General features: G+C 35.7%; 1 protein-coding gene. It reads right to left on the bottom strand.

Translation table 11 applies throughout. The features are described from left to right. Nucleotides 1–20: 20 nt before the first annotated feature. Nucleotides 21–404, bottom strand: a complete 384-nt coding sequence (locus A194_RS0116535; RefSeq protein ID WP_017187869.1) for an aminopeptidase — start codon at nt 402–404, stop codon at nt 21–23. Nucleotides 405–479 lie beyond the last annotated feature (75 nt).

Below are 479 nucleotides of genomic sequence, written 5' to 3'. Positions count from 1 at the left end.
AATATACTTTTTAAAATCTTTCAATGCTTCACTACGAGCTTTACTCGCTTAGCGACGCGTTCTGCATCTACATCTTCAAGTAAATCCGGGTTTGGTGCGTGAATGTTAAGCACTGCACCACCATTTTTAGCATGAGTCATTTGTCGTTCTACAACCCAATCAGGAACATGCTCAAGTACACTTAATGGTTCATGGTCATAGCGTTTCTTCGTTAACACTTCGTCAATCCAATTTACTTGAACATCTTCTGAACCTGCTTCATATGCCTCATCGACAAGATGATGAACAAATTGTCTTGCTTCAATTGGAGCATTAATTAATAATGCTTGCCCTTTTTGAACGTTTACACCCATTTTAATTGTTAAATGAGCATACTTCGATAATTGCTCTTTCGTTGGTACCATTTTGACTTGCCACTCCTTTATTGAATACATTTACTTTATTATTTCATACTATACCCAATTAAAAAAGTTTTGAAT

The sequence above is a fragment of the Alkalibacillus haloalkaliphilus C5 genome, from assembly GCF_000269905.1.
In the GTDB taxonomy this organism is placed as follows: domain Bacteria; phylum Bacillota; class Bacilli; order Bacillales; family Alkalibacillaceae; genus Alkalibacillus; species Alkalibacillus haloalkaliphilus_A.
The sequence above is the reverse complement of the archived record's forward strand: the minus strand, read 5'-3'. Positions and strand labels throughout refer to the sequence as shown.

Bases quoted from the DNA above. Each gene is read 5' to 3' on its own strand.
- A194_RS0116535 (WP_017187869.1), bottom strand. From the start codon at position 404: ATGGTACCAACGAAAGAGCAATTATCGAAGTATGCTCATTTAACAATT.